Annotated in this window: 26 protein-coding genes and 3 pseudogenes; 7 read left to right on the forward strand and 22 right to left on the reverse strand. The window is 43.6% G+C overall.

The window, feature by feature from the left end; genetic code table 11:
- Window positions 1–110: 110 nt before the first annotated feature.
- The 5 genes from IM507_RS00365 to IM507_RS00385 form a co-directional block, all read right to left on the reverse strand.
- Window positions 111–275, reverse strand: coding sequence for a putative toxin-antitoxin system toxin component, PIN family (locus tag IM507_RS00365; RefSeq protein ID WP_287636295.1), 165 nt, complete (start codon window positions 273–275; stop codon window positions 111–113).
- Window positions 272–517 carry a ribbon-helix-helix domain-containing protein gene (locus IM507_RS00370; RefSeq protein WP_002750632.1) on the reverse strand — a complete coding sequence of 82 codons (246 nt, stop codon included), beginning with the start codon at window positions 515–517 and terminating at the stop codon, window positions 272–274. Before IM507_RS00370 ends, IM507_RS00365 begins: the two co-directional genes overlap by 4 nt.
- Before the next feature lie 31 nt (window positions 518–548).
- A complete protein-coding gene (locus tag IM507_RS00375; protein ID WP_002737040.1) occupies window positions 549–791 on the reverse strand; it encodes a hypothetical protein in 243 nt (80 codons plus the stop codon).
- 78 nt (window positions 792–869) lie between these two features.
- Window positions 870–1,292 (reverse strand): putative toxin-antitoxin system toxin component, PIN family, encoded by a 423-nt coding sequence (locus IM507_RS00380; protein WP_287636297.1) that lies wholly within the window; start codon window positions 1,290–1,292, stop codon window positions 870–872.
- A complete protein-coding gene (locus IM507_RS00385; protein WP_002748889.1) occupies window positions 1,282–1,506 on the reverse strand; it encodes a C2H2-type zinc finger protein in 225 nt (74 codons plus the stop codon). Before IM507_RS00385 ends, IM507_RS00380 begins: the two co-directional genes overlap by 11 nt.
- Before the next feature lie 242 nt (window positions 1,507–1,748).
- Here IM507_RS00385 and IM507_RS00390 point away from each other — a divergent pair, with 242 nt between their 5' ends.
- Together IM507_RS00390 and IM507_RS00395 are read left to right on the forward strand one after the other, a co-directional pair.
- The gene (locus tag IM507_RS00390) at window positions 1,749–1,982 is read left to right on the forward strand and encodes a type II toxin-antitoxin system Phd/YefM family antitoxin (RefSeq protein ID WP_024968712.1); all 234 of its coding nucleotides are present in this window, start codon (window positions 1,749–1,751) and stop codon (window positions 1,980–1,982) included.
- Window positions 1,979–2,365, forward strand: coding sequence for a type II toxin-antitoxin system VapC family toxin (locus IM507_RS00395; RefSeq protein ID WP_002750641.1), 387 nt, complete (start codon window positions 1,979–1,981; stop codon window positions 2,363–2,365). The genes IM507_RS00390 and IM507_RS00395 overlap by 4 nt, the downstream gene beginning before the upstream one ends.
- Here IM507_RS00395 and IM507_RS00400 read toward each other — a convergent pair.
- The 11 genes and pseudogenes from IM507_RS00400 to IM507_RS00450 form a co-directional block, all read right to left on the reverse strand.
- Complete coding sequence (locus IM507_RS00400) at window positions 2,333–2,455, reverse strand: hypothetical protein (protein WP_235194812.1); 123 nt, start codon at window positions 2,453–2,455, stop codon at window positions 2,333–2,335. The genes IM507_RS00395 and IM507_RS00400 overlap by 33 nt on opposite strands.
- Before the next feature lie 60 nt (window positions 2,456–2,515).
- Window positions 2,516–2,944 (reverse strand): putative toxin-antitoxin system toxin component, PIN family, encoded by a 429-nt coding sequence (locus IM507_RS00405; RefSeq protein ID WP_287636300.1) that lies wholly within the window; start codon window positions 2,942–2,944, stop codon window positions 2,516–2,518.
- Window positions 2,944–3,183 carry a hypothetical protein gene (locus tag IM507_RS00410; protein WP_052275296.1) on the reverse strand — a complete coding sequence of 80 codons (240 nt, stop codon included), beginning with the start codon at window positions 3,181–3,183 and terminating at the stop codon, window positions 2,944–2,946. The genes IM507_RS00405 and IM507_RS00410 overlap by 1 nt, the downstream gene beginning before the upstream one ends.
- Before the next feature lie 9 nt (window positions 3,184–3,192).
- A pseudogene (locus IM507_RS00415) lies at window positions 3,193–3,369 on the reverse strand (DUF4926 domain-containing protein); the annotation flags it as partial.
- Window positions 3,370–3,580: 211 nt separating this feature from the next.
- Window positions 3,581–5,179, reverse strand: a complete 1,599-nt coding sequence (locus tag IM507_RS00420; protein WP_072923853.1) for a hypothetical protein — start codon at window positions 5,177–5,179, stop codon at window positions 3,581–3,583.
- A gap of 49 nt (window positions 5,180–5,228) precedes the next feature.
- Entirely contained in the window at window positions 5,229–9,803 is a 4,575-nt protein-coding gene (gene gltB / locus IM507_RS00425) for a glutamate synthase large subunit (RefSeq protein WP_287636302.1), read from the reverse strand.
- Window positions 9,804–9,963: 160 nt separating this feature from the next.
- Entirely contained in the window at window positions 9,964–10,245 is a 282-nt protein-coding gene (locus IM507_RS00430; RefSeq protein ID WP_002750657.1) for a DUF433 domain-containing protein, read from the reverse strand.
- 84 nt (window positions 10,246–10,329) lie between these two features.
- On the reverse strand, window positions 10,330–10,497 hold the full coding sequence (locus IM507_RS00435) for a hypothetical protein (RefSeq protein ID WP_004163258.1): 168 nt from the start codon (window positions 10,495–10,497) through the stop codon (window positions 10,330–10,332).
- Window positions 10,498–10,586: 89 nt separating this feature from the next.
- Window positions 10,587–10,958, reverse strand: coding sequence for a HepT-like ribonuclease domain-containing protein (locus IM507_RS00440; protein ID WP_002738003.1), 372 nt, complete (start codon window positions 10,956–10,958; stop codon window positions 10,587–10,589).
- On the reverse strand, window positions 10,951–11,250 hold the full coding sequence (locus IM507_RS00445; RefSeq protein WP_069475340.1) for a nucleotidyltransferase family protein: 300 nt from the start codon (window positions 11,248–11,250) through the stop codon (window positions 10,951–10,953). The genes IM507_RS00440 and IM507_RS00445 overlap by 8 nt, the downstream gene beginning before the upstream one ends.
- Before the next feature lie 119 nt (window positions 11,251–11,369).
- Entirely contained in the window at window positions 11,370–11,924 is a 555-nt protein-coding gene (locus IM507_RS00450; RefSeq protein WP_002736121.1) for a PEP-CTERM sorting domain-containing protein, read from the reverse strand.
- Between the two features lie 261 nt (window positions 11,925–12,185).
- Here IM507_RS00450 and IM507_RS00455 point away from each other — a divergent pair, with 261 nt between their 5' ends.
- From IM507_RS00455 to IM507_RS00465, 3 genes are all read left to right on the forward strand, one after another.
- Complete coding sequence (locus IM507_RS00455; protein ID WP_002736408.1) at window positions 12,186–12,695, forward strand: hypothetical protein; 510 nt, start codon at window positions 12,186–12,188, stop codon at window positions 12,693–12,695.
- Window positions 12,696–12,858: 163 nt separating this feature from the next.
- Window positions 12,859–13,749, forward strand: coding sequence for a beta-carotene hydroxylase (gene crtR / locus IM507_RS00460; RefSeq protein ID WP_002737746.1), 891 nt, complete (start codon window positions 12,859–12,861; stop codon window positions 13,747–13,749).
- A gap of 122 nt (window positions 13,750–13,871) precedes the next feature.
- Window positions 13,872–14,189 carry a hypothetical protein gene (locus IM507_RS00465; protein WP_002736138.1) on the forward strand — a complete coding sequence of 106 codons (318 nt, stop codon included), beginning with the start codon at window positions 13,872–13,874 and terminating at the stop codon, window positions 14,187–14,189.
- Here IM507_RS00465 and IM507_RS00470 read toward each other — a convergent pair whose 3' ends face one another.
- The 5 genes and pseudogenes from IM507_RS00470 to IM507_RS00490 form a co-directional block, all read right to left on the reverse strand.
- Window positions 14,190–14,744: a hypothetical protein gene (locus IM507_RS00470; RefSeq protein WP_002737808.1), complete on the reverse strand. Its 555-nt coding sequence runs from the start codon at window positions 14,742–14,744 to the stop codon at window positions 14,190–14,192.
- 892 nt (window positions 14,745–15,636) lie between these two features.
- Window positions 15,637–15,825 (reverse strand): annotated as a pseudogene (locus IM507_RS00475) (PDZ domain-containing protein); the annotation flags it as partial.
- 27 nt (window positions 15,826–15,852) lie between these two features.
- Complete coding sequence (locus IM507_RS00480) at window positions 15,853–16,668, reverse strand: mechanosensitive ion channel family protein (RefSeq protein WP_069475339.1); 816 nt, start codon at window positions 16,666–16,668, stop codon at window positions 15,853–15,855.
- A 188-nt stretch (window positions 16,669–16,856) separates the two neighbouring features.
- Window positions 16,857–18,026: an HhoA/HhoB/HtrA family serine endopeptidase gene (locus IM507_RS00485; RefSeq protein ID WP_069475338.1), complete on the reverse strand. Its 1,170-nt coding sequence runs from the start codon at window positions 18,024–18,026 to the stop codon at window positions 16,857–16,859.
- Window positions 18,027–18,178: 152 nt separating this feature from the next.
- A complete protein-coding gene (locus tag IM507_RS00490; RefSeq protein ID WP_042790849.1) occupies window positions 18,179–18,847 on the reverse strand; it encodes a hypothetical protein in 669 nt (222 codons plus the stop codon).
- Between the two features lie 208 nt (window positions 18,848–19,055).
- Between IM507_RS00490 and IM507_RS00495 the strand changes: the two genes are divergently transcribed.
- Window positions 19,056–21,179, forward strand: a complete 2,124-nt coding sequence (locus tag IM507_RS00495) for a serine/threonine-protein kinase (RefSeq protein WP_123229966.1) — start codon at window positions 19,056–19,058, stop codon at window positions 21,177–21,179.
- A gap of 228 nt (window positions 21,180–21,407) precedes the next feature.
- Window positions 21,408–22,214, forward strand: a complete 807-nt coding sequence (locus IM507_RS00500) for an MlaE family lipid ABC transporter permease subunit (protein ID WP_002736708.1) — start codon at window positions 21,408–21,410, stop codon at window positions 22,212–22,214.
- 2 nt (window positions 22,215–22,216) lie between these two features.
- Here the strand turns inward: IM507_RS00500 and IM507_RS23370 are convergent.
- Window positions 22,217–22,303, reverse strand: a pseudogene (locus tag IM507_RS23370) (DUF4351 domain-containing protein); the annotation flags it as partial.
- Between the last annotated feature and the right edge of the window lie 564 nt (window positions 22,304–22,867).

Raw genomic sequence — 22,867 nt, forward strand, 5'->3', positions numbered from 1 at the left:
ACTCGACCGACCCAACTGCAACAAAAAGCGTTAGATTTATTGGGAGTTTCCCTGATTTGTACCCAGTAACGGGGCGGCGGAAATTCTCTTAATCCCTCCTACAGCATAGGTTATGGCCTTTTGTCAACGGGGAAGTCCAGATATTCAGTTAAAATAGCTTCGGAAACAATCCATTCGATTTTATTAGACTCGATCACGAATTGTATAACCGTTCTCGGCAACCTTCCTTTTAAAATTGCCGAAACTAGAATATTCGTATCGATCACGACTTTCATTCGCCTCTCCGATAGGCTTCAATTTCTGCGGCGATATCTTCTTCGGTAATATCCTGAACGCCGGGTAAGGATTGAGTTTTATCAAAGAGTTCTTTAACTTTTTGGCTTAAAGTCTGACGGTTTTGTTTGTCCGCTAAATTTAACAAAGCGTCTTTTAATAAATCTTCAACGCTGTTATAGTTTCCTGTCGCTAATTGAGAGTTAATTAATTGTTCTAATTCGGGATTTAAGGTAATATTCATGGTAAAATACACTCTGTAAATTCGGTGGATATTATGATGGTTCGTGAACGATTTCATCGATAAATTCTTCTTTTTCTTCTTCCGTCATGGTATCCCAATCATAGCCGCGTTCTTTGGCTACGATTCGAGCTTTGTCAATGGCGTAGTTAGACAAGGATTCCCATCGGTCCGACTGACTGAGGATGAGAATTTTATAAACTTCCTGTTTCTGGTCTTCGGGGAGTTGTTTGACTAATTCGATCACTTGTTCGTTGCTTAAGGTTAAGTTCGGCATAGGTCAATTCTAGACACCAGCATGATTAATCAGTTTAACACGAGTCTCTAGCCGGCTCGTGGGTGGGGGGACTGATCGCTAACGGGAAAAGTCATGATCTAGAAATTCTTGAATCGTTAAAATTGGGATTTCTCGAAATGGATTTAAAACTAATAGATCAGAATCGCCGCTTACAATACAGGTAGCTTGACCATCGATCGCTAGTTCTAAATACTGATTATTTTTCTCATCTCTGCAAACCTTGATTTTCTCTCGAATCACGACAATTTCCTCGGTTCTTTCTATCGCCGTTATAAATAGCCGCCTTTTTGCTGAGGAGGCATATCTATCGAATTTGGCACGATTGAAAACAGTGATCAATTCTAACAAAGTAGATTCGGACATTAAAAGCTTGCCGATATTTTGGGCTTTGTCTAATGCCTGACGAGCTTTGCCGTTTTTAGACAGAAGCGCGCTTACTAAAACGTTGGTATCGAAAACGAAATAGTATTCAAGGCTCATTTAATAAAGATTCTAGGATTTCGGGGGTTAATCCTCTAGCTTCCGCCTCATCACTAATTTCGTCCATTAGTTTTCTCAAGAAATCGATATCGCTGTTAACTGGCTTTCTAATTAGCAAATCGACAAGAACCCGGACGCGTTCTTGTTCCTCCGGGGATGCGGATTGATAGACTTCTGCCGCTTCGGGACTGACTTCGATCGAAATTTTGCTCATAGTATTAAGGCTCATTCTTGCTGTGCTTTGGGGAGTTGTTTGAATAAGTCGATAACTTGTTCGTTGCTTAAGGTTAAGTTCGGCATAGGTCAATTCTAGACACCAGCATGATTAATCAGTTTAACACCAGTCCTTAATGGAGAAGGTTTTCGGTTCGCCTACACCTTCCGGGGTTCGATCGGTTAGAATCGAGAAATTATCGGCCTAGAAAGTCCTTTCATCTTCGCGCTTGCCGTAAAATTATGATTGTCTCTCTCCAAGAAGCTCAAGCCAAACTGCCCGAACTGATATACAATCTCAAACCGGGAGAAGAATTGTTGATTACCGATAATAATCTCCCACTAGCCAAATTAATCGGGCAAACCCCCACATCTCCATCTCCCCAACGTCCGGGGCCTGGCCTATGTAAAGGAATGATTACCATCGTGGCCGATGATGAAGAACACTTACAAGACTTTGCGGAGTATCTGCATTGAAATGTCTAATCGATACCCATACTCTGCTTTGGTACACACTCAACGAATCCCCACTAAGTAGCGCCGCCCATCAACTAATTATTAACCAAAATAACGAAATATTAATCAGCCCAGCATCCTATTGGGAAATCGCCATCAAAATCAGTATCGGTAAACTCATTTTACATCAATCTTACAAAGATTTTATCGACGTATGCCTTAATCAATATCAATTTAATATCCTTGCCATCACACCAGAACATACGGATGCGCTGATCACCCTTCCTTTTTATCATAAAGACCCCTTTGATCGCCTTCTGGTAGCTCAAGCCATTGTTGAAAATATTCCGATTATTAGTGTAGATACTATTTTAGATCGGTACGGTATTCAACGTCTTTGGTAGGGCGATCGTTTTTCTCAACCTATCGGAAAACTCGACACTATAACCCGTTTCTAATCCCTCGATTTGATGTTTTTCTACCAATGTCCCCACGTCTCCTGCGGATAATCTTGCTTCGCGAATATATTTTAATAAAATCCCATTGAGTAAAGTTCATAATTCATGGTTATTATTTCGATCTAAAAAGTCCAAAAAGTCTTTTGCTTTCACGATCTGAATATTTTGATATTCAACCAGTGAAAGAAGATGTTTGTCCCCCGTGATAATATGGGTAGCCTTGCCAGCGATCGCACATTCTATGATCATATCGTCATCGGGATCGTTGGGAACCGCTCTCAGTTGTCTTGTTATCGGAACAAGGCTAGAAAATTGACGAATTTCCGCGATATATTCTCTAAGTCCCCGTTCAGATATTTGAAATTTCTGCTGAAGTTTTTCGGATAATTCGTCTAAAATCTCTTGGCAAGTTACTGAAGATACCGATCCCGTCTTCGCTAACGATAAGCAGGAAAATGTAGGGCTGTTTTTAGACAGCCAAGCAGAGATTAATATATTTGTATCAAAAACAACTACATAGGTCACTATTTTTCGTGAACGATTTCATCGATAAATTCTTCTCTTTCGTCTTCCGTCATAGTATCCCAATCACGGCCGCGTTCTTTGGCTACGATTCTAGCTCTTTCTGCTCCTTCATTAAATACTGGTTCCAACTGTCTCCACTGACTGAGGATGAGAATTTTATAAACTTCCTGTTGCTGTGCTTCGGGGAGTTGTTTGACTAATTCGATCACTTGTTCGTTGCTTAAGGTTAAGTTTGGCATAGGTCGCTTCTAGACACCAGCATGATTAATCAGTTTAACACGAGTCCTCAGAGGGGTGGGGAAACGGAGGGAATTTTCGGCCATGCTGACAACAGTAATCGTTTTTCCCAACCTATCGAAAAACTCGACAATATACCCCGTTTCTAATCCCTCAATTTGATGTTTTTCTACTAATGTTCCCACGTCCCCCGCAGATAATCATTCTTCGGGAATATCTTGTGATAAAATCAAGCTGATATTTGTCTTAAGCTAAACGGCTTTTACTTCGGATCACCGATATAGACTCCAAAAGGGTTATAGCTGTTGGATCATGCAGGTTAAGCGCCGTTTAGCTTATCAACTAAATCATAAGCCTGTTACTGTTTTTATGCCTTCATAAACTTATAGTGTTCGTAGATTAATCATTATCTGGATTTAATGCTAAATATTGTTTTAATCTGTTCCATACACCTAGCCTTTGAAATATTTCTTCCTGTTTGGGATATAAAAAGGAATCTTGAAATTTTTTTCCAGTTTGAGTGCTTAATCTTATCAAAAGATTATTAAAGGTTTCATTTAATAAATCATCAAGCATTTGTATTAATTTATAATCTGTAGAAAGATGTACCTGTAGCAACTCTAGTTCATCTATAGACAATATTCTCCAGTCAAACTTATTGACTCCCTCTTGGATTAATAAACTATCTAAATGTTCTCGAAACAAATGGCTATTGATAAGATATAAAGGTTCCAAAGAAACAATAACAGGTATAAAAGTATTACAATTGTGAAAACAACTAAGCTCGACCGTTTTTTTCTGACACTCTGAAATAAAGCTTGCTAGTTGTTTTAATCCTTTCGTTATTTGTACCAGACTAGAATTAATGTGATCTTCACTAGCGATAGCTTGTGCCGCTCTAGAAAAGCGTGTTGCTTTGCATTCAAAAAGGATTAAAGTTGAACCGTCTTGCAGTATCCAATCAGGAGATTTACCTTTATTGATTGGATAGAAAGTACGAATTTTTTCCTCCGAAAATAATGTTTCTGAAAATATACACTCTTTGAGAATAATTCCAACATATCTTTCAAAAACATAACCAAAATAAGATGAAAATTCTTGTTTATAGTAATTAAACATTTGATAAAAAATTCCTGATGAAATTCTCGAAGCTATTAAGTCAGGAACTGGTGCATGAATAAAGTCTTTTTCTAATATTGAAAATTGTTTATTCTGACAAGGTTTAATAAGTGGATACTGTACCAGTGGATTGAAATTATAGGCTTTGAACCTATCATCTTCATTTTTTCTTTCTTCATATAGATTTACAAACTTTGATTTATCCGCCGAAAGTTGTAATAAAATTTTATTGATAGAATAATCGTCTGGAAGACTTAAACCTTTTTTACGGGCAACTTTAAAATAGTTTCTACTAATACTAAAATGACTAGAAGAAAAACTATATATACAAAAACCAGTATTAATAAAGTCCCTCAAAGAAACATCGCTAATTTCTTGAAATTTTTTTGCAAAATCAAATTTAGGAATATTAGGTAAGTAATTTAATTGTCTGGGTATCTCGTCGAATAGAATAACTGGACGTGCAAATTGACCAAAAATATTCGGTCGAAATGGGAACTGATGACTAACTAAACGGAGCATTAAAAAAACAGGGTTAGAATTAATAAATTCATTTTTAAGTTCTTCATCAAGAGTTATCGGATCTGCCTGTAAATATTTTAAAGTCAAATTTACCAAACATCTAAGATCGTGATATTTAATTGTTGTTTCTACTTTACTAGGAGTGCAAAATCTGATAGCAAATAAAGCCGCCCCAGCATTTAAAAAAGGTAAAAATTCTGGCGTAGTCGCATTAAGCTGTGAATGTTGATTTTTTAAACTGTGTAAAGAATATAAGGCATCTCCTAGCTTAATTTTTTTAAAAGAACTTTGAATCTGAAGTTCTAAACGATTTAGAGCTTGCAAAGAATTTATATTAGGAAGTTGATTTTTGACCATATTTTGCCGTATCTATACAATAGGGGGCTTATTCAGCCCCCCTTAACCTCTAACTACCGCCAATCCTTGCCACATCGCGGGCATTGGCTTCAAAAGCGGCATCGAGGGCAGAATCGCCGGTTAAACCGGAATCTAACGCCTCTTTAATACACTGCAACATCCGCTTATAATCCTTGGGCATTACTTTAACAAACTTGGGCAACATTTCCGACCAATTTGCTAAAACCAGGGCTGCTTTTTGACTTTGGGTGTAATCAGCATGGTGTTGAATTAACTCGCGTAAATCGTCGATTTCTTCCCCTTCTAGCGCCTCTAAAGCTACCATTTGGGTATTGCAACGAGTGGCGAAATCCCCCGACTCATCGAGGACGTAGGCGACACCACCACTCATCCCGGCGGCGAAATTGCGACCGGTGGGCCCTAAAACAACGACTTTACCCCCCGTCATATACTCGCAAGCATGGTCGCCAACAGCCTCAACCACCGTAGTCACCCCAGAGTTACGCACCCCAAAACGTTCCCCAGCAACCCCAGAAATATACACCTCACCACTGGTCGCGCCGTATAAAGCCACATTACCGATGATAATATTCTCCTCGGCCACAAAAGTGGAACCTTTGGGCGGATAAACGATGATTTTGCCACCGCTTAAACCCTTACCCACATAATCATTGGCATCCCCTTCTAACTCCAGTGTCACCCCTTTGGGAACAAAAGCACCGAAACTTTGCCCCGCGCTGCCCTGAAAATGGAGATGTACGGTATCTTCGGGTAAACCCTCCCAGTGACGTTTAGTGATTTCGTTGCCTAAAATCGTCCCCACCACGCGGTTAATATTTTTAATCGGTAGTGTCGCCTTGACTTTTTCGCCTTTTTCAATGGCATCTTTGCATAAATCCACTAAAACGGTTATATCCAAGGACTTATCTAAACCGTGGTCCTGGGGAATCTGGCAATAACGCCCTACCTCTGCATCTACCTCCGGTTGATAGAGAATCGGAGTTAGGTCAATTCCTTTCGCTTTCCAATGTTCTACAGCCTGTTTTGGCTCTAATACATCAGTTCGCCCCACCATTTCATTTAAGGTGCGGAATCCCAATTCGGCCATAATTTCCCGCACTTCCTGGGCGATAAATTTCATGAAATTCACCGTATATTCAGGATCCCCGATGAAATTCTTCCGTAATAACGGATCCTGGGTCGCTACCCCCGCCGGACAGGTATTAAGATGACAAACCCGCATCATAATACAGCCTAACGTCACCAGTGGCGCGGTCGAAAAACCGAATTCTTCGGCCCCCAATAGGGTCGCTACCACCACATCGCGGCCGGTTTTCATCTGGCCATCGGTTTCCACCGCAATGCGACTGCGAAGATTATTTAACACCAATGTTTGATGGGTTTCTGCTAGTCCCAACTCCCAAGGTAAACCCGCGTGTTTAATCGAGGTTTGGGGTGAGGCACCGGTCCCACCATCGAAACCAGAGATTAAAACCACGTCAGCGTGAGCTTTAGCGACTCCGGCGGCGATTGTACCAACTCCCACCTCAGAAACCAGTTTTACGCTCACTCTGGCCGCGCGATTGGCATTTTTTAGGTCATGAATCAACTCCGCTAGGTCTTCAATGGAGTAGATATCGTGGTGGGGTGGGGGAGAGATTAAACCAACTCCGGGGGTGGAGTGACGGACTTTGGCAATCCAAGGATAGACTTTTTTACCCGGTAATTGACCGCCTTCGCCCGGTTTTGCCCCCTGGGCCATCTTTATCTGCAATTCTCGCGCTTGGGAAAGGTAAAGACTGGTGACACCAAAACGGCCGGAAGCTACCTGTTTAATGGCACTATTTTTCGAGTCTCCCTGTTCATTTGTCCAAGTGTAGCGCTCGGAATCTTCGCCGCCTTCCCCGGTGTTAGACTTGCCACCGATACGATTCATGGCAATAGCGAGGGATTCGTGGGCCTCTTTGGAAATGGAACCGTAACTCATGGCCCCGGTTTTAAAGCGTTTCATAATCGCTTCAATCGGTTCCACTTCTTCGATGGGGATACTTTCCCGGTTTTTAAAGGTTAATAGTCCCCGCAGAGTGAAGAATTTTTGATTCTGTTGGTTGACCAGTTGGGAATACTGCTTAAAGAGGTCGTATTTGCCCAATTTTACCGCTTGTTGCAGGGTATGAATGGTTTCTGGGCTAAAAAGATGGGCTTCCCCGTCCTTACGCCATTGATATTCACCGCCAATATCGAGGGTATGCACATTAACATCCCGGTCGGGGAAAGCGTGGCCATGTCTGAGTAGGGATTCTTTGGCAATAATTGCTAAATCGGCCCCTTCAATGCGGGAAGCTGTCCAAGTAAAATAGCGATCGACTACCGATCGATTTAAGCCAATAGCCTCGAATATTTGCGCCCCACGGTAGCTTTGCAGGGTAGAAATGCCAATTTTAGAGGCCACTTTAATTACGCCCTTGGTGGCGGCTTTTATGTAGTTTTTACAGGCACTCTGGTGGTCAACTCCTACCAATAATCCTTCCTCGATCATACTGCCGAGGGTGGCAAAGGCTAGATAGGGATTAATCGCACCGCAACCATAACCGAGGAGAAGGGCGTAGTGATGCACTTCCCGGGGTTCGCCGGATTCCAGGACAAGGCCGACTCTGGTACGGGTTCCCTGCCGGATGAGGTGGTGGTGTAAACCGGCAACTGCCAGCAGTGAGGGAATCGGAGCGTGATTTTTATCGATACCTCGATCGCTTAAAATAATAATGCTCGCGCCCGCTAAAATTGCCTCGTCCACCTCTTGACAAATTGCCTCAATTGTGCTACGCATCCCCTCGACTCCCGAAGTGGGATCGAAGAGAATGGGAATAGTCACGGTTTTAAATTCGCTATTGCCCTGTAAACGCGCTAATTGGGCATTAGTGAGGATGGGAGAGTTAAGTTTAATCAGGTGACAGCTTTCTGGCTGCGGATCCAGGAGATTTCTCTCCGCACCGATAGTGGTGATGGGAGAGGTGATAATTTCTTCGCGAATCGAGTCAATCGGGGGGTTAGTGACTTGGGCGAATAACTGCTGAAAGTAATCATAAAGCAGTTTTGGGCGATCGGACAAGACGGCTAGGGGTGTATCGGAACCCATGGAACCCACTGCTTCCACTCCATCCCGGCCCATGGGGGCTAATAAAAGACGTAATTCCTCAAAAGTGTAACCGAAAGCGGTTTGCTGTTGAATTAGGGAAACAGCAGTTTCCGGTGGCGCAGTTTCCACCGCCGGTAAATCGTCCAAATTGACTAAATTTTCGTTTAACCACTGGCGATAGGGATGAGCTTTGGCAATAGCTTCTTTTATCTCCTCATCGGCCACGATACGACCTTCTTTCATATCCACAAGGAACATCCGGCCGGGTTGCAGACGACCTTTAAAAGCGACCCGTTCCGGTTCAATGGGTAAAACTCCCGCTTCCGATGCCATAATTACTAGGTCATCTTTGGTGACGTAGTAACGGGAAGGACGCAAACCATTGCGGTCTAACACTGCTCCCATCATCGTACCATCGGTAAAAGCGATCGAGGCCGGACCATCCCAGGGTTCCATCAAACAGGAATGGTATTCATAAAAGGCTTTTTTCTCATCACTCATCGATTCGTGGGCCGCCCAGGGTTCAGGAATCATCATCATGACAGCGTGAGGGAGAGAACGCCCCGATAAAACCATTAATTCTAGGGCATTATCAAAAATTAAGGAGTCACTACCCTCGATATTAATAACCGGCTGGATTTTTTTGATGTCTTCCCCGAATAAGGGTGAGGCAAACATCGACTGACGGGCGTGCATCCAGTTAATATTACCTCGCAGGGTATTAATTTCGCCATTGTGGGCAATATAACGGTAAGGGTGGGCGCGTTCCCAACTGGGGAAGGTATTGGTACTAAAACGGGAATGGACTAATCCTAAAGCACTTTGAAAGTCGGGGTCGTGTAAATCGGGAAAATAGTCACCCACCTGTACTGGCATTAATTGCCCTTTATAGACAATGGTACGACTAGAAATACTGCAAGGATACCAGTAACGATTAAAAGATTGACGATTAAGGTGGGAACGCTTGCGAATAACGTATAATTTGCGTTCAAAGGCCAGATCATCGCTTAAATTGGCATCGCGTTCGATGAAAACCTGTTCGATAAAGGGTTCGGTAGATTTGGCCGAATTGCCCAAACTAGAGTTATCCGTGGGAACATCACGCCAACCGAGAACTTTTAACCCCTCTTCGGCGGCGATTTTCTCGAATTCCTGGCGACTTTTCCCGCGAATTTCGGCATCAGGGGCCGTGTAGAGCATTCCTACCCCGTATTGTCCGGCTGCTGGTAAGGTAAAACCTAGATTGCTGGTCACTTTCCGGAAAAATAGGTCAGGGATTTGGCATAAAATACCCGCCCCATCTCCGGTATTTTTTTCCGCACCGCACGCGCCACGGTGATCGAGGTTTAGTAGAATTGTTAAGGCCTGTTCAACAATATCGTGGGACTTTTTCCCCGTTTTATGAACGATAAAACCGACACCACAAGCATCATGTTCAAATTGGGGATCGTATAGTCCTTGTTTCCGTGGAGTTTGATTGTTATTCATCTTGTCTAATAGCCTAGCAGTCTGGAAGGGAAGGGCCTAGAGGGTGAGCCAGAGTAGCGATTCTAGGTATATCAATTTTGTATCCAGACTGGACCTTCGGTCTTATATCTTAAGGAAATGTTTCGATGTGACAAGGGTTCCTTTATGCCGAAGAGATTATTCACGAATTTTTTAGCAGCGGATCGATTAAGTCGTCGGGAACGCGGTTATGCTCGATATAAGCGTTAATTTCCTCTAGATGGTCGCTGTAATAGGTCAACGCACTGAAAATCTGACTTAACGTCAGATGGGGCATTCCTAGGGGTATTTCTTCGGGAGCGACCCCCAGACGCCAAGTTTCGACGATGGCGCGGACGGGTGTACGCGTTCCTTTGATAATTGGTTCCCCGTGTAAAATCTCGTCGTCTCGAACGATATAGAGATATTCGGTCGCTTGAACCATCGCGGTTTTCTGGAGTGGATATCGTTTAGTTTATCGTATCGATCGAACCCCCGACTATTCCCCATAAATATCGGTTCGGTTACTTCAGCCACCCGATCTCACTTGCGGCGATTGTTTCGCTCTTTCTCGCCATTTTTTTGAATTTTCTGTGATTACCTCGCACATCGATCGGGCTTTTTCCGCCGCATCCCGTGCCATTTCCAGAATTTCCTCTAGTTCCCGTTCATTTAGTCCTGTTTCTTTTCCTTCCATCACCTTAAACCCTCCAAGCGATTTTTAACCTTATCAAAAATGTCGGGGTGAAGACCGAGCGGAGCAGTTTGATTGGGAAATTTCGATAATTACAAGAGGTCGTGACGTATTTTCCCGAGTACCCGCTTCAAAATCGCCAGATCCTCCCTACAAATCCGATAAATTTCCTCTGGATCGATGTCAAAATAATCGTGGGCGAGAATATTTCTGATTCCCTTAATCTCCGACCAAGGAATTTCCGGATAGCGATTCGCTAAACTCTCTGCCATTAGCCGATCGAGTCTTCTAATATTTTCACTAATCGCAATCAACATCATACTAATGCCATCCAATCGATCGAGTCCATCATCATCGGCGATGAAATCATCGGCTTTTTGAATCCGGGTAAATCGCCGCTCGATCCGGCGGATCGCCTCTTCAAGCTCTAGTAATAACTCGAATAGAAGCGATCGATCACACATAAATGGCCTCTCGATCGATCCGTGCCTTGAGGTAAGGATTCAGAGAATCCCGATAGCGGATCACGTCCACTTCCCGTCCGAATAGGTTCTCTAGTTCGGCTTTCAGTCTGACTCTTTTAAGCAGATCGGGGGGCATACATACCACTATATCTATATCGCTCGTCGGTCGGGTTTCCTCTCTGGCTACCGAGCCGAAAATGCCGATTCGATTGATCGCGTATCGTTCCGCTAGTTCGGGTTTCAGGGTTCGTAAACGTTCCAATATGTCGTTGGCAGTGATTTTATCTACCATCTGATTTATTCCCTTTGGTTAATTGTGCGATCGATCTCCCGATCCTGATCAAAGACTAAAACGGGCTGCCACAATCGCACAACCCGTTCCCAATCAATTTAATTTTTAGTCGGTCAAAATTACTTTTCTAGTTTCCGGCCTTTGCACAATAAACCCACCCCGGCAACGGAGAGTAAACCGAGAACCGTCGCTGGTTCGGGAACGGTGGTCAGGGAATAATTGGCGAGGACGAAGAGTTCAACAGTAGAACCGTAACTACCGTCGGAAGCGAACCCCGTAACCACGTTCCCCGCAATGTCGTTAGAGGTGCCAAAGCCGAATAGATCATTACAATTCGTGGTGTTACAAGCGATAAAATCTAGTCCCGATCCGTCTAAGGATAGCACCGCCTGACCCGTTAGACTACCACCAGAAAGGTTAAAAGCGTCAAAAGAACCTATGAACGGGAGGGCAGGAGCGGGAGAGCCGTTAAAGGTGGTATTACTGATAGAACTGACGAATACCCTGTTGTTATCTGGTTGCAGGGTTCCGTCCACCGTCGCAGTGATGGTTCCTAAGCTGGAGGTGTAGGAAAAGTTAAAAGTGGCGGCACTGGCAACCGGTGCGAGGGTGGCGGTGGCTACTGTGGCGAGGGCGACGGTTAGGGGTTTGTTGAAGTATTTTTTCAGGGACATATTCTGACTTGAATTTGTTTAAAATCTAGCCAAATCTTACCCCCCCCCCCGATTTTGTCAAGGTTGTTGCTATTTATATTTATTATGCTTTATCTAGCTATTGATTACTCGATTGGGGATTGAGGGCGATCTCCCAAGAGAGCGGCGAAGTGGTGCGCTTTTCTGGGGTGCGGGGAGCGATCGGTAAAATTGACATACACTATAATTATCAGAGCGATCGATGTTTATCTAAGTTAAAAACAACAATAAAACTAGCGATCGATGCGCGTGATCAGTAAAGTTAAATTAGGAGAGTTTTGGGAACGCCACTCGGACGCAGAAGAAGCTCTTACCGATTGGTATAACTTCGCTAGTAAGGCTAACTGGAAAAATTTAGTAGAGGTTCAAGGTCGCTTGCAGTATCAACCGAAACCGATTAATAACTCGCAAGAATACGAGCGATTTTTAAGCATAATTGAAGAGATGATGTCACGGGAGTTAAGCAATGACGAAGGAATATTATTCGATTTACTGGTGTTATTAGTGGAAGAATACGAGCGGAAACATTATCCGATCGCCCGAACAAATCCTACCGCTACGTTAGAATCTTTACTTGATGAATTCGATATCGATAGGGAGTGTCTTGTCGATATTTTCGGCGATCGGGATAGAGTAGAATCGGTGATAGGGGGGAAACAGGCGATCGCTCCTTCTCAAGCCGAGTCTCTAGCCGAATTTTTTAATCATTTAAGTGCGAAACTGGCGTTAAGCGCCCGTGATTTTCTCTTGTAGCCTTGCTTTTCCTTCGGGGACTGAGGGGGGAAGACCATATAACAAATCCTTACTTTCTTCATAGCTTTAGATTAATTAAGATAATGTTACAAAACTTTATGAAAAAGGCGTAGTATGATAATTTACGCCAGTAAAGCGAACACAATAAGGAGCAACACCCATAATGCAGTCGGCCGAGATGTTGCTGACAGTCCCCAAAGAGTATTTAAAAGCACCGGGGGGCTTCAACCCAAACGTTACCATGTTTTTCAGTGCCTTGAGCCTAATAACCCTATCTACCTGTGGCTATTGGCTATGGTCCTGGCCGGACTGGATTTGTTTTAGTGCTAATGTCCTCGCTTTACATTTATCGGGGACAGTTATCCACGATGCTTCTCATAATTCTGCCCATAGCAATCGGCTATTTAATGCTATTTTAGGTCATGGTAGTGCTTTAATGCTCGGTTTTGCCTTTCCGGTCTTCACTAGAGTCCATTTACAGCACCACGCGCACGTTAACGATCCCGAAAATGATCCGGATCATTTTGTCTCCACTGGTGGACCGTTGTGGATGATTGCGGCCAGATTTTTTTATCACGAAATCTTCTTTTTTAAGCGGCAACTCTGGCGAAAATACGAACTACTGGAATGGTTCCTCAGTCGTCTTTTTGTGGCTACCATAGTCATCGTCGCCTGTCAATACGGTTTTATCAGCTATGTGATGAATTTTTGGTTTGTTCCCGCTTTAGTGGTGGGAATTGCCCTCGGTTTATTTTTCGATTATCTCCCCCATCGTCCTTTCCAAGAGCGTAATCGTTGGAAAAATGCCCGAGTTTACCCCAGTCCCCTGTTAAATCTGCTGATTTTAGGGCAGAATTATCATCTCGTGCATCATCTTTGGCCGTCGATTCCCTGGTACAAATACCAACCGGCATACTATGCCACTAAACCGCTTTTAGACGCAAAAGACTGTGAACAGTCTTTGGGTTTACTGCAAGGTAAGAATTTCTGGAGTTTTCTCTACGATGTCTTCCTAGGTATTCGCTTTCACTCCCATTCTTCTAAAACTTCTTGATCTTATTTATCGTAATGATGAGGTACAAAGTTTTCATTTTAGGGAGTCGGTGGTCGATTTTATGAGAAACTCTCTATCTGTACTGGTTTTGTTGTCAACCTGATTTTTTGAAGGAGGATTTTATGAGTCAACATTGGGGAAAAGCCTTAATTTTAACAACAACTCTCTTGACAATTAACATCAATTATGCTAGGTCTTTAACCTTTGGTGAGGCCGTTGGTATTGGAGCGGGGGCCTTGTTAATCAACCGGGCGGTACAGGATAATAGACAACGTTATCGATTTGTGCCACCAGAGCAAGAATTTCAGCGCGGACTAGAGGACGGGTTTAACTTTGCCCGCTATGATAATCCGCGCAATTCCAGAGACTACGATGACGGTTTTATCGAGGGAAGAAGACGGCGGGAGTCGGGTTGGTCCAGTCCCAACCGGAGAAGTTAATTATTTTTTTGGTCTGCGTCCCACTTCGGCGGTTTCTTGAATGGAAAATATCCTCAATTTGCCGTCGATGGGAGCGACTTTAGCCACCGCTTCCGATGCAACTATATAGTTATCACCCTCGGTGTTGGTAATATTGACTACCCGCTCGCGAGTGATAATCGCCATCTCGTTATTAGCAAGAATATCCACGTCCCAATTCTCAGAAAGAACCTCTATACTTTTAATATTTTTGTAGGATTCCTCTAAAAATATTTTATGTTCCGTGATGCCATCTAACTCAAAAATTTCGGTACTAGCATCGGTTTTAATGGTCAATTGCGAGGAAATAAACGGGGCATAGTGTTTGAGGATTAGGGGGATATTTTTATCTTTAATGGCGGTTTCAATGTCTTGAATCATTGCTTTAATTTCCGCTTCACTGATTTTTTGTCCCCAATCGCGATTACCCGATTGTTTCACCGGCACTATCGAGGGATTAGCATGGACAAAAGGGGGGGAGATACCGGGGAGAAGGGATAAACCGAGCAATAGAACAATTAATTGGGGAGAACGCATAATTTAATAAACTTGGTAAATTCAACCCGAATCATAGCATTTTCTCGTTACCGAATAAATCCTCAAGGTGAAAGGGCTGCATCTCATAAGTAGTCGTGCAAAATAAATTTCCTAGTGAAGATGGGCAAAAGGCAGGAGGCAAGAGGTGGTTAGATATGTGTAATTAATTTTGCGGCTCTTCTAGGTTCTGTGTGATAAGTTTAACTTACATAGGATTGATCAGTCTTTGTGTCCTTTGTGTCTTTGTGGTTCGTTCCACCCCCTCGCTCTTGAGAATGTATCTTAGAATACATTTTGCCCACCAAACCTAAGAGAGCCATTTTGCTTAGGTACTTATAAATAGACTCCTCTTCCACGACCTTTATAGACTTTTTTATAACTAATCTTTTTCTCAATTTAGTATTCAAGATATCCAGTTAAACGATAACTTTTCAAGATTTATTGTATCTTCTTTTCTAAGACTTTCTCATCCTTACCTGGTCTTTTTTGGGCTCTTCGGTTTGTCTTATGCAAGGGACGGGATGATAGGAGATGAAACCCTTATAGGCTCTTCCGGTTTCTGTGTGGAAACGAAGCCTATACTGATAGTTTCTTCGGCAAAATAGTCGTAAAAGTCTTTCTCCGTCAACATTTCACGATTCCATAAGCAAAAATTATCACACAAAGTCGAGAAGAGCCGGGACGGGATGATAGGAGATGAAACCCTTATAGAGAAAGACATTGCTGCGATATTTGTCAATTGTTTTCGATCTAGAGCGAGCTAATCAATTAAGTCTCTTGTCAGATAAGGATTTAGTCGATTTATGCCACCCGATCGAACTATACCAAGTAACGAAGAACCGTGATCAGTGAACTGAAAACTCACATCTGATAACTGACTCCGGACTGCCGATTACTGATTTGACATTTGGGCGGTGATTACGGTGAGATCGATCGCCCTTTCCTCCCTTCTGATTCTTAGGGGTAAAGATTGACCGATCCAGGCTTTTTCCACCATTTCCTGTAACTCAGCGCCATCGCTAACCGGTTGATTATTAGCTTTAACAATCACATCCGCGCGACGGATCCCGGCTTTTTCGGCATAAAACTGGTCTTCGCTTAACCCGGTCTATCGATTGTGTAAAACCGTGTGGGTAGCAGGAATAGGATAGCCCGCTTCACCGAAGGATTCATAGATAACCTTATTAGTGTCAAAATAGACCTGCCAATAGTTATCGTTACTGCAATAGGGACGTACTGCTAAGAGAAGTCCGGAGGGATTAAATTCTAAAATTTCCACATCGGGAGCGGGATCAGTCAAAACATTGGGGATACGGCTAATTTTATCCTTTAACAGAGCGATCGCTTCTGGGACATTTACCCCGTGACTTAATTGAGCGGTCAACTCCACACGACGATAGGGATTAGCGGAAAAATTTTGAATATTCCCAGAAAAAATGCTGTTATTGCCGACTACAGTTTTAATGTTGTCAGGAGTGTTAATAGTAGTGGCAAATAAACCCAATTCGTCCACCGTGCCAGTTATACCTCCCGCAGAGACAAAATCGCCCACCTTGAAGGGACGGAACATAACTAAAAAAGCCCCGGCGGCAAAATTGGCCAACAGCCCCCCCCAGGCAGCCCCGATCGCAATACCAGTAGCGGCTAAAAGTGCGGCAAAAGAAGTGGTTTCAACGCCAAAAAAGCCCAAAATCGCCACGATCAGGACAACTTGCAGGGCAATGAGGATGAAAGAAATGATATATCTAATGATGGTAGGATCGACGTTGCCCTTCGCCAAACTGGTTTTGAGCAGATTAACCGCTAGATTAATCAACCATTTACCGATAAACCAGAGTACGATCGCCCCGATTAATTTCGCCCCGAAGCTAATCGCTAAATCCCTGATAAAGTACATTTGATTGCTAACTTGAGCCGGATCCATAGTTATTATCCTCGCAAAGAAATAAAGCTAATTTACACACAGATTATAGGGGCGAGAGGAAAAACCGAGAACTCTCTCAAGGAAAAAAACCGATTTGGTGATGGGGAGTATTTTCAGTGAACAGTAAACAGTGAACTGAAAACTTACATCTGATAACTGATAACTGATAACTGATTACTGATTACTGATTACTGATTTGACATTTGGGCGGTGATTACGGTGAGATCGATCGCCCTTTCCCCCCTTCTGATTCTTAGGGGTAAAGATTGACCGATCCCGGCTTTTTCCACCATTTCCTGTAACTCAGCGCCATCGCTAACCGGTTGATTATTAGCTTTAACAATCACATCCGCGCGACGGATCCCGGCTTTTTCGGCGGGGGTATTGGGTAGGACTTTCACCACCAAAATTCCCGACACTTCCGGGACGATCATGGCAGAATTGGGGTTTTGATTATTAGCCCGGGCTAAATCGGGAGTTAGATTAACCATCTGCACACCGATATAGGGATGGGCCACCTTTTGACCTGATTCTAGGGTTGCTTGTAACTGTTTGGCCCGGTCGATGGGAATGGCAAAACCGATCCCCATGGCATCAGCACGAATCGCCGTATTGATGCCGATGACTTCCCCTTGGGCGTTGAGTAAAGGACCGCCGGAATTGCCGGGGTTAATAGCGGCATCGGTTTGGATAAAATCAATGCGTTTATCGGGAATACCCGCCTTAGCCGCCGAGCGCCCGATCGTGCTAATAATTCCTAAAGTTACCGTATTATCTAGACCGACGGGATTGCCTACTGCGATCGCCCAGTCCCCCACTTGTATGGATGCGGAATTGCCCAGGACGGCCACAGGTAATTTTTCCCCTTGGGGATTAATTTTCACCACGGCTAAATCAGTGATCTCATCAGTACCGCGTACTTCTCCCTTGAAGCTACGACCATCTTTTAAAGTTACCGTTACCTTATCGGCATTATCGACCACATGGGCATTAGTTAAGATTAAACCACTGCCATCGATAATAAAACCCGATCCCTGGCCCGCCACTCGCTGCTGGGTGGGAAGACGAAACTGTTCTCCAAAAAACTCCTGAAAAAAAGGATCATCAAAAAAGGGGCTATTGGGACGAGTAATGATCGCTTCGGTGTCAATTCGCACCACTGCCGCACCTGTGCGGGCCACTGCCTTAGCGACAAAACTTTCCGCCGTCATCTCCGGGGGAATTCTGGCCAGATCGGCGGCAGCAGTGGGCAGATTTTGAGCATTTACCGCCGCTAAACTGCTAAAACCGAGCATAACTCCCAGAAAAGTTGCCAAAGCGTGGGTAATAGTTCGCCGTAACCCTGTAGGAAGTTTCATACTTTGATCTCTGAATTCTGATGTTTTAACTGTTTCTGTCTATCGGTTGACAGACCGACTATTAAAAATCTAACAAATCGATCGCTCCGATTAAACCAATGACTTGACACCAAATCCGTCTGCTGGCGGATTTGGTGATGGTTTGCCGTTTACTAATCTCTGATCACTAGGGGCGATTGCAGGGTAATATTTAAATCTCGATCGGGGTTAACAGAGTATAACTGCGCGGAACTACCACCGACAATTCCCGCCGTCGGTAAACCCCATCCTGCAAGGGTTCCCACGGCTGCCCCCGCTAAGACATCGAGAACTTCGATCTTGCGATCGCCCGTAAGGGCAGCGATCGCTGTGGCTGCCCCCGCACCGGCGACGGTTCCCGCTAAGATATCTTGAGTTTTTGCCCCTTTACGCACGGTTTCAGTGGTAGTAATTAATCGCGAAGTGGCATTGAGGGGAATAGTGCGATTACCCCCATCGAGGCGAATTTCCTCGGCAATAAACCGCACACCTTGGCCCATCGCTTGTAAAGTACCCTTGACTTCACTTCCCGCTGCAATCACCACACTCCCATTCCGGTTACGAATATCTCTGGCTACGGTTAAAGTCAGAGGAATAACATCACTTTTAGAAACTAAAATTTTATCGGCTTTCTCGTAATTCAAAGGGATAACTGTTCCCGCCGGAATCGAGATTTGTTGAGCGATGAGACTTTGCCGATTAATATTACTTTGAGCGAGGACGGGAAAAGTGCCGGACGTGGAACCCATGAGCAGGGTAATCAGTAAGGCTGTACTGGCTCTGGTAACAGGATTGATAGACATAGCGGTTATCCTCTCAAAAAACAACAGTGAACTTTCTCTGTTTCTAGATTATTTTTTTCTGTCTGTCATGTCAGTCCCCTCCACAGGGAATTTTTTCCCTTTCTATAGGGAAAAAAGTAGAATGGCAGAATTTCTGCATTTTGTCCATCGACCGCAAAAGAGAGTCGAAAAGCCTAGAATGGTAAAAAACCTCGGATTGCCATCGTCTATGGAACTCGCTGCCGGAAAAATCCTTAGTCATCGCTACCAAATTATCCGTCAATTGGGAAAAGGGGGATTCGGACAGACTTTTTTGGCCTGCGATCGCCAGTTACCCAATCAAAATCGCTGTGTGATCAAACAATTTCAACCCCAGTGCCGGAATGCCGAAACTGTAGCCATCGCTAGACGACTCTTTGAAACCGAGGCGAAAATCCTGCAAGAATTGGGCAATCATCGCCATATTCCCCGTTTATTTGCTTATTTTGAGGAAAATGGGCAATTTTTCCTCGTGCAGGAATACATTGAAGGGGAAGATTTAGCCACAGAAATTACTGCCGGTGTCTATAGGCAAAATGAAGAGAAAGTAGTGGCTTTATTAATAGAAATTCTCTCAATTCTCGAATTTGTCCATCAGAAACAGGTGATCCATCGCGATGTTAATCCCTTCAATCTTATTCGTCGCAGCCAAGATGATCAATTGGTTTTAATTGATTTTGGTGCTGTCAAACAAATTAGCACTCAAGTAGTTAAAGAAGGTAAAACCGTTTCTACAGTCGCTATCGGTACCCCCGGTTATTTCCCCAGTGAACAGGCCCAAGGTTATCCCCGTTTTAGTAGCGATATCTATGCCACTGGTATGATTGGATTACAAGCTTTAACCGGTAAAGCTCCCCAAGATATTCCCTTGGATGCTCCCACGGGGGAAATTCTCTGGCAACATTTGGCCATGACTAGCGCCGAGTTTAGTGATGTTATCGATCGCATGATCCGCTATGATTTTCGTCAGCGTTATACCAGCGCCAGTGAAGCATTAATCGCTCTGAGAAAATTAGGAAAAATTCATCATCTCGATCCGAAAATTACCCAGGCAGTGAAATCTCAAAGTCAAGTTGCTCGTCAAGGGAAATCTTTGCTAACAAAAATCTTGTTTGTATCGGGGACAATTGGTTTAATAGCTGGTGCTTATCTGGGGTTTGACTATTGGCAAAATTCTCGTAATTCTCTTGGTTACTATCAACAAGGTCAGACTTTTTATCAACTCAAACGTTATACTGATGCCCTTAATTCCTATGGTCAAGCCTTAAAAATTAATCCCGATTATCTTGAGGCATTGCAAGGAAAAGCCGATGCTTTATTGGCTTTAAAAAGATACTCGGAAGCTTTAAATACCTACGAAAAAGCTATTCAAATTAACCCAGATTCCGCTTGGCAAGCTTGGCTCGGTCGCGGGGAAGCTTTAGATAAATTAGATAAAAATCAGGAGGCTTTAGAAAGTTTTGAGCGGGTCTTATCTCTTAATCCTGCCGCTAGTCAAGCTTGGCAAGGTAAAGCCGATATTTATCTAGAACTGCAACAATATTCCGCCGCCCAAAAAGCTCTTGACAAATTGTTAACTTTTCAGCAAAATGATGCCAAAATCTGGTATAAAAAAGGCTGGTCATTACAAAATCTTGAGGATTATGAAGGGGCAGTTAAAGCCTACGATCAGGCTCTAGCGATCGAGTCAGATAATGCCTTAATTTGGTATCAAAAAGGTAATAGTTTGTATCAATTAAATAAAATTAATAATGCTTTAGAAAGTTATAGCAAAGCCGGACAATTTAATCCCCAATTTTCCCAAGCTCACTATAGTCAAGGGATTATTCTGCAAAAATTAGGCCGCAATTCAGAAGCTTTGGAGGCATTTACTCAAGCAACTAAAGCCAATTCTAATTATTATCAAGCTTGGTTAAATCAAGGCGCATTACTTCATCAACTGGAAAGATTTCAAGAAGCGATCGCATCCTACGAAAAAGCTCGCCGTATTTCTTCCCGAAAATCTGAAGTTTTTATCGGTATCGGTAACGCTTGCTATCGTTTAGGCGACTATTCCCAAGCCATAACCGCCTATCAACAGGCGATTCAAAGACAAAAAGATAACCCCGAAACCTGGAAAAGTTTAGGCAATAGTTGGTTTAAACTCGGTCAATACGAGCGAGCGATTCAAGCTTATCAAGAATCACTTCGTTATCGTTCCAATGACCAAGAAGTGCAAACACAAAAACAACTGGCAGAAACTCGCTGGCAAGAACTTCAGCAATCTCCCCAAAACCCAACCCCGAAAGTGGATAGCGAGGAACCAGTTCCCTAACTTCCGCTCTTTTTTCAGATAGTGATGCAATTCAGACTTGAATTGGCCAACCTATTGCTATAACATATAATCAATTTGCAAGAGTTCTAATTATTCACTACCAGCTAATCAGCGATCGCTATTTTAGTTCAGTATAAAAATTCTGCGCTATCCATAGCGTGGTAGGAAATGGGAGTTAGAAGACAAAACAGGATAGACTTTTCTCTAGTCCGATCGATTTTGGTGGCCATGAAGGATTTATTGGCGATTTTTAGCAAGGAATTAAGCTCTTGGTTTCGGCGCTGTTGGTTAGCGATACTCTTAACCGGCAGGGTTTTTTACTTCCTATTCACGCGCAAACCCGATTGGCGCGTCACCCAAGAACAAATGGTGGCAGCCGGGCCTGCTTCCCTGATTATTGCCATGATCACGGCTGCGGTGATCGGGATGATCTTTACTATCCAAGTGGCCCGGGAGTTCCAAGCTTTGGGTGCTGGCAGTATGGTGGGGGGAATTTTGGCCCTTGCTCTCGGTCGGGAACTCTGTCCGATTATGATGGCGATCGTGGTAGCCGGTCGGGTAGGATCGGCTTTTGCGGCGGAAATCGGCACCATGAAGGTGACAGAGCAGATCGACGCACTCTATATGCTCAAAACCGATCCCGTGGAATATCTGGTGCTGCCTCGTTTAATTGCCTGTTGTCTGATGGTTCCCGCTTTGAGTATTATGGCGTTGCTGATCGGTTTAGGTAGCGGTTTGCTGGTCGGCCAAAGTTTATACGGGATTGCTAATTCAGTTTTTCTCGACTCGGTTCGCGGTTTCCTGCGCGTGGGAGACGTGCTGAGTGGACCGGTTAAAGGGTTGGTTTTTGGGGCTTTAATTGCGATTATCGGCTGTAATTGGGGTTTAACGACCGATGGCGGTGCTAAGGGAGTCGGCCAAGCTACGACCGCAGCCGTAGTCACTATGCTCTTAGCGATTTTTGTATCTAATCTGCTGATGACTTGGATCTTGTTCCAAGGATCTGGTAATAGTTCGGTTTTATTTGGACAGTAAAGTTAAAAACGCTCATTTTCTAGCCATTGCTCTAAATCCTCTACTGACTGGAAATCTAATAAGGCCTCTCCTAAGTTTTCTAAATTTTGGCTCTTCGGTTCGTGTTATGCAATGGACGGGAGTTATAAGGGATGGAACCCTTATAGAGAAAGGCATTTAGCAATTTTTGTCAATTGTTTTTTATCTAGAGCGAACTAATCAATTAAGTCTCTTGCCAGATAAGGATTTAGTCGATTTATGCCCCCCTATCGAACCATAACAAGTAACGAAGAGCCTTAATTTTTGTTATTTAGGGCTTGCTGAATAAATCTAAAAACCTTGTTGGATCAGACTTTTAGACTTTTTTTCCCTCAAAAAGTGCCGACCTTTGGAGTGATTGGGGGGAAAATTCAGGTACTTTTTCCCTGAAAATTAGCTAATTGACCCCCTGAAAATCGGTAAAACCCCACACCCCATACCCCATACCCCACACCCCACACCCTGCCCCTAGGAAAAGCTTTTTCAGCAAACCCTATTTAGTAGGAGAAAAGGGCGATCAATTGATCGCCCTTTTTTGTATATTTCAATTTACAGCAGTTATCCTCTAGGTTATACTTCATTTTTATGAGAAATGCCGTAACTGGTAACTGATCAATGATAACTGATAATTAACG

The organism is Microcystis sp. M20BS1, from assembly GCF_020245305.1.
Taxonomy (GTDB): Bacteria; Cyanobacteriota; Cyanobacteriia; order Cyanobacteriales; family Microcystaceae; genus Microcystis; species Microcystis ichthyoblabe_A.

Bases quoted from the DNA above. Each gene is read 5' to 3' on its own strand.
- IM507_RS00365 (WP_287636295.1), bottom strand. From the start codon at position 275: ATGAAAGTCGTGATCGATACGAATATTCTAGTTTCGGCAATTTTAAAA.
- IM507_RS00370 (WP_002750632.1), bottom strand. From the start codon at position 517: ATGAATATTACCTTAAATCCCGAATTAGAACAATTAATTAACTCTCAA.
- IM507_RS00375 (WP_002737040.1), bottom strand. From the start codon at position 791: ATGCCGAACTTAACCTTAAGCAACGAACAAGTGATCGAATTAGTCAAA.
- IM507_RS00380 (WP_287636297.1), bottom strand. From the start codon at position 1,292: ATGAGCCTTGAATACTATTTCGTTTTCGATACCAACGTTTTAGTAAGC.
- IM507_RS00385 (WP_002748889.1), bottom strand. From the start codon at position 1,506: ATGAGCAAAATTTCGATCGAAGTCAGTCCCGAAGCGGCAGAAGTCTAT.
- IM507_RS00390 (WP_024968712.1), top strand. From the start codon at position 1,749: ATGATTGTCTCTCTCCAAGAAGCTCAAGCCAAACTGCCCGAACTGATA.
- IM507_RS00410 (WP_052275296.1), bottom strand. From the start codon at position 3,183: ATGCCAAACTTAACCTTAAGCAACGAACAAGTGATCGAATTAGTCAAA.
- IM507_RS00420 (WP_072923853.1), bottom strand. From the start codon at position 5,179: ATGGTCAAAAATCAACTTCCTAATATAAATTCTTTGCAAGCTCTAAAT.
- gltB (WP_287636302.1), bottom strand. From the start codon at position 9,803: ATGAATAACAATCAAACTCCACGGAAACAAGGACTATACGATCCCCAA.
- IM507_RS00430 (WP_002750657.1), bottom strand. From the start codon at position 10,245: ATGGTTCAAGCGACCGAATATCTCTATATCGTTCGAGACGACGAGATT.
- IM507_RS00435 (WP_004163258.1), bottom strand. From the start codon at position 10,497: ATGGAAGGAAAAGAAACAGGACTAAATGAACGGGAACTAGAGGAAATT.
- IM507_RS00440 (WP_002738003.1), bottom strand. From the start codon at position 10,958: ATGTGTGATCGATCGCTTCTATTCGAGTTATTACTAGAGCTTGAAGAG.
- IM507_RS00445 (WP_069475340.1), bottom strand. From the start codon at position 11,250: ATGGTAGATAAAATCACTGCCAACGACATATTGGAACGTTTACGAACC.
- IM507_RS00450 (WP_002736121.1), bottom strand. From the start codon at position 11,924: ATGTCCCTGAAAAAATACTTCAACAAACCCCTAACCGTCGCCCTCGCC.
- IM507_RS00455 (WP_002736408.1), top strand. From the start codon at position 12,186: ATGCGCGTGATCAGTAAAGTTAAATTAGGAGAGTTTTGGGAACGCCAC.
- crtR (WP_002737746.1), top strand. From the start codon at position 12,859: ATGCAGTCGGCCGAGATGTTGCTGACAGTCCCCAAAGAGTATTTAAAA.
- IM507_RS00465 (WP_002736138.1), top strand. From the start codon at position 13,872: ATGAGTCAACATTGGGGAAAAGCCTTAATTTTAACAACAACTCTCTTG.
- IM507_RS00470 (WP_002737808.1), bottom strand. From the start codon at position 14,744: ATGCGTTCTCCCCAATTAATTGTTCTATTGCTCGGTTTATCCCTTCTC.
- IM507_RS00480 (WP_069475339.1), bottom strand. From the start codon at position 16,668: ATGGATCCGGCTCAAGTTAGCAATCAAATGTACTTTATCAGGGATTTA.
- IM507_RS00485 (WP_069475338.1), bottom strand. From the start codon at position 18,026: ATGAAACTTCCTACAGGGTTACGGCGAACTATTACCCACGCTTTGGCA.
- IM507_RS00490 (WP_042790849.1), bottom strand. From the start codon at position 18,847: ATGTCTATCAATCCTGTTACCAGAGCCAGTACAGCCTTACTGATTACC.
- IM507_RS00495 (WP_123229966.1), top strand. From the start codon at position 19,056: ATGGAACTCGCTGCCGGAAAAATCCTTAGTCATCGCTACCAAATTATC.
- IM507_RS00500 (WP_002736708.1), top strand. From the start codon at position 21,408: ATGAAGGATTTATTGGCGATTTTTAGCAAGGAATTAAGCTCTTGGTTT.